This is a genomic window from Desertihabitans aurantiacus, from assembly GCF_003344635.1.
Taxonomy (GTDB): Bacteria; Actinomycetota; Actinomycetes; order Propionibacteriales; family Propionibacteriaceae; genus Desertihabitans; species Desertihabitans aurantiacus.
In genome coordinates this window covers 1-3,881 of record NZ_QPKK01000313.1, presented here as the reverse complement: position 1 = coordinate 3,881, position 3,881 = coordinate 1, and the positions used below count along the sequence as shown (strand labels likewise).

Below are 3,881 nucleotides of genomic sequence, written 5' to 3'. Positions count from 1 at the left end.
GGCGGCCAGCACCGCCAGCCCGGACGCGCCGCGGGTGAGCGGGTGCCGGCTGCCGACCCGGTAGCCGACCCGCAGCAGCGCGTCGGTGGGGTCGAGGGAGACCAGCACGACGGCCTGCTCGTCCTCGACCACGGCCAGGAAGCTGGTGGCACGGGTCCGGTCGGCCAGCGGCTGCAGCAGGCCGGGCGCCCGGCTGAGCACGCCGGGCCAGTAGCCGGAGGCCAGTACCGGCAGCCGGGCGCCCAGGTGCAGCCGGCCGTCGTCGTCGCGGGCGACCAGCCCGTGCGCGACCAGGGTGCCGACCACCCGGTGGCACACCGCCCGGGCCACCCCGAGCTCGACCGCCAGCTCGGCCACGCTCAGCCCGCCCGCCCGACCGGCCACCACCTCGAGGGCCTGGATGCCCCGGTCGAGGGTCTGCAGCGTGCTTCCCACCCGCCGGAGCCTACGCCGCCTCCCCGGCGCGGGGAGCGCGATCAGTGGGTGACGCCGCCGGTCAGCGAGCCGACCAGCCGGCGGTTGACCAGCGGCACCCGGGCGGCGTGCAGCACCAGCCGCCGGGCCCACAGCTGGCGCCGGGTCCGCGGGACGAACCCGCTGCCGAACCGCCGGGCGGTGACCTGGACCGGCTCGACCACCGCCCGCCACCGCGTCTCGTAGGCGGTCAGCGCGGTCTCGAGGTCGTCGTGCTCCTCGAGCGCGCGGGCCAGCGCGTCCGCGCCGGCGATCGCCAGCGAGGCGCCCTGGCCGGCCAGCAGCGAGACCGCGTGGGCGGCGTCGCCCATCAGCAGCACCCGTCCGCTGCGCCAGCGCGGCGCGACCACCTGGGCCACGGTGTCGGCCCAGACGTCGGCGGGCACCCGGTCGACCAGCGAGGCCGGGTCGGGGCCGTGCCGGCCCAGCTCCTCGCGGACCATCCCGCCGACGTCGGCCGGCACCGGCCCGTCGTCGGCGACGACCACGAACGCGGCGACGGTGCGCTGGTCGAGGGCGAACAGCCAGGCCTGGCCGTCCACCACGTCGCTGAGCTGGAGCCGCGCGCCGAGGCGGCTGGCCAGCCTCTCGTCGGTGCACACGAAGGCGGCGGTCTGGAAGCCGAGCTCGCGCACCAGCGCCGACTCCGGGCCGAGCAGCCCGGCGCGCAGGGCGGAGTGCAGCCCGTCCGCCGCCAGCACCAGGTCGGCGGGGACGGTGCTGCCGTCGGAGAGCCGCACCTGCACCGGCCCGGCCCCGTCCTGCTCGACCGTGGTGACGGTGGTGCCGTAGCGCAGGTCGACGTCGGGAGGCAGGCAGCTGCGCAGTGACTCCTCGATGTCGGGGCGCATGATCGAGAAGAACCGCCCGCGCACCAGCTCGTCGACCGTCTCGAGGCCGAGCCGGCCGGTGGTGCGTCCGCGGGCGTCGACGAAGCGCGCCTCCTGGTAGAGCCGTCCCCGGCGGCGCAGCGCCTCCAGCGCGCCCAGCCGTTCGGCGGCCTCCCAGCCCGGCCCGAAGAAGTCGATCATGTAGCCGCCGCGTCGTGGCGCCGGCGCGATCTCGGTGACCAGCACCTCCCAGCCCAGCCGCGACAGCGCCAGCGCGCACGCCAGCCCCGCGATCCCGGCTCCGTTCACCACCACCCGCATCAAGACCCCTCCTCCTCCGTCCCGGTCCAGGTGCCGACCAGCCGGGCCAGCGGCGGAGCGGGCACGTCGGCGTCGAGCACCCGGTGCAGCGCGAACCCGTCCAGCGTCGCCGCCACGAAGGCGGCCACCTCCGCGGCGTGCGCGTCCGGCACCCCGCGTTCTGCGAGCCAGCCGGCCAGCCGCTCCCGCATCCGCCGGACGACCCCGCGCAGCGCCCCGGCGACCTCGGGGTCGCGGGAGGCCGCGAGGTAGGTCTCGGTGACGAGCAGGTGCAGCGGGTGGGTCGGCTCCAGGGCCACGATGCTGTCGACCAGCCGCGTCAGCCCGTGCGCCAGGTCGTCCGAGGCCTCCAGCTCGCCCGTCAGCGCTTCGACCATCTCCTCCAGCGCGGCGGCGCTGGCCTCGGTGAGCAGCCGGCGGACCGACCCGAAGTGGTAGTGCACCAGCCCGGGCCGGACGCCGGCGCGCTCGGCCACCGACCGGGTGCTCACCGCCCCCCAGCCCACCTCGACGACCAGCTCGGCGGCCGCCCCCAGCAGGGCGGTGCGGGTCTCCTGCCCGCGACGGTTCCCGGTCGGCTCCATGTCCCCAGCGTAGCCGCTTCTTGGACGATCGACCAAGAGACTTTGGGCGATCGACCAAGATGTGGTCGGACGGCGGTCAGGAGCGCTCGAGGTGCTCCAGCAGGGCGCGGCCACGCGGGGAGAGCCGGTAGCCGACGTCGAGGCTGATGGTCAGCCCGAGCGCCTTGAGCCGGCGGATGTCGGTCTTCAGGGCGAACCGCTCCCGGTCGACGTGCTCGGCCAGCTCGGTCGAGACGACGCCGGGGTGGTCGGCGATCCAGCGCAGCACCGCCCGCGTCCAGGGCCCGTGCCGGCCGGCGTCCATCCGGGCCAGCCGGGCCTGCAGGTCGGCGAGCTCGGCGGCGTCGGGCAGCTGCTCGCGCAGCGCCAGCCGCGGGTCGGGCCCGGCCAGGCTCACCTCCACCCGGTGCACCCGTCCGCTACGCCGGTCGAGCAGCCGGGTCAGCTCCTCCCGCGAGGACAGGCCGGCCGCGGCGATCTCCTCCGCGGTGATCTCGGCCGGGTCGACCTCCTCGACCCGGTCGAACGACACCACGCCGACCGCGGTGACCTGACTGCCCCCGGCCCGCACCCGCGGCGCCTCCCAGCGGCGGAAGACCAGGGTCACCGACCCGTCGGCGATGCCGGCGAGGGTGCGGGCGTTGAGCATCACGGCCCCACCGTAGGCCGTCGGCCGGCGGCACCGCCGCGTCAGCGCCGGAGATCGCCCTCGAGGCGGCGGATCACCTCGGCCATGTGCTCCAGCGTCGCCCGCCAGCGCCGCCGGGTGGTCGCGTAGGTGGAGGTCGCGGGGTCGTCGGGGTCGAGGACGTCGTCCAGCTCCTGCTCCAGCGCGCTCAGCCGCTGGCCGAGCCGGCGGTGGGCCAGGACGAGCTCGGCCAACCCGTCCTCGGGCAGGGAGGTGGCTCCCGGCATCAGGCCGCGCCCGGCCCGGTGAGGTGCCGGTGCAGCTCGGCCAGGCCGTCCTGCACCCGGCTGAGCTGGGCGTCGACGTCGGTGAAGGCGCGCAGGAAGGTCGCCGTCGCGCCGCCGCTGCGGACCGGTCCCGCGGCGGTCCCGCTGATCAGGCTGTCGACCCGGGTCTCGAGGGTGCGCTGCACGTCGTCGACGTCGGTCGCGGCCTGCTCGACCAGCTGCGCGACCTCCGCCAGCCGGACCCGGGAGCTGGTGGTGGGTGCCGACATGGTCCTCCTCGGGTGCGCGCTCCGGTGCCCGTCCGGCCCGGTCTGTCGCGGAGGATAGGGCCGCCCGGGGTCACCGGGGAGGCAGCGGACCGACCGCGGCGAGCAGGTCGGCGAGCGGTCGCGGGACCGCACCCAGCGGGAGCGCCTCGACCAGCAGCGTCCCGTAGCGGATCTTGCGTCCGGCCCGGGTGCCGAGGAAGCGCCGCAGCCGACTGACGTCGTCGCGGTCGCGGTGGGCCGGCTGACCGCAGAAGGTCTGCCACAGCCCGGTCTCACCGGCCCGCTCGACCACCTCGAGCGCCGCGGGGACGCCGAGCGCGCGGACCAGCTCGTCCTCGAGGTCCTCGGTGCAGACGTAGAACCCCGCCGTCTCCAGCCGCTCCACCGCCGGTTCGGCCAGCAGACCCGCCCGGTGCAGCGCCCGGGCCACCGAGCCGGCCTCGCGCCGGTCCACCAGCCCGGTCAGCCGCCGCCCGGCTCCCTGCGGC

At 76.7% G+C, this 3,881-nt stretch carries 6 protein-coding genes and 1 pseudogene; all 7 read right to left on the bottom strand.

Going from position 1 to position 3,881, the window contains the following annotated elements:
* Nucleotides 1-435: IclR family transcriptional regulator (locus DVA66_RS18005; RefSeq protein WP_114561278.1), on the bottom strand; the 435-nt coding region annotated here is incomplete at its 3' end.
* Nucleotides 436-476: 41 nt separating this feature from the next.
* Nucleotides 477-1,625, bottom strand: a complete 1,149-nt coding sequence (locus tag DVA66_RS18000; RefSeq protein ID WP_114561277.1) for an FAD-dependent monooxygenase — start codon at nucleotides 1,623-1,625, stop codon at nucleotides 477-479.
* Nucleotides 1,625-2,209 (bottom strand): TetR/AcrR family transcriptional regulator, encoded by a 585-nt coding sequence (locus DVA66_RS17995; protein ID WP_114561276.1) that lies wholly within the window; start codon nucleotides 2,207-2,209, stop codon nucleotides 1,625-1,627. Before DVA66_RS17995 ends, DVA66_RS18000 begins: the two co-directional genes overlap by 1 nt.
* Before the next feature lie 76 nt (nucleotides 2,210-2,285).
* On the bottom strand, nucleotides 2,286-2,861 hold the full coding sequence (locus tag DVA66_RS17990) for a hypothetical protein (RefSeq protein ID WP_198671916.1): 576 nt from the start codon (nucleotides 2,859-2,861) through the stop codon (nucleotides 2,286-2,288).
* A gap of 38 nt (nucleotides 2,862-2,899) precedes the next feature.
* Nucleotides 2,900-3,124, bottom strand: a complete 225-nt coding sequence (locus DVA66_RS17985; protein WP_157974103.1) for a hypothetical protein — start codon at nucleotides 3,122-3,124, stop codon at nucleotides 2,900-2,902.
* Nucleotides 3,124-3,393, bottom strand: a complete 270-nt coding sequence (locus tag DVA66_RS17980; protein ID WP_114561274.1) for a hypothetical protein — start codon at nucleotides 3,391-3,393, stop codon at nucleotides 3,124-3,126. Before DVA66_RS17980 ends, DVA66_RS17985 begins: the two co-directional genes overlap by 1 nt.
* Before the next feature lie 70 nt (nucleotides 3,394-3,463).
* Nucleotides 3,464-3,881: pseudogene (locus DVA66_RS17975) on the bottom strand (hypothetical protein); the annotation flags it as partial.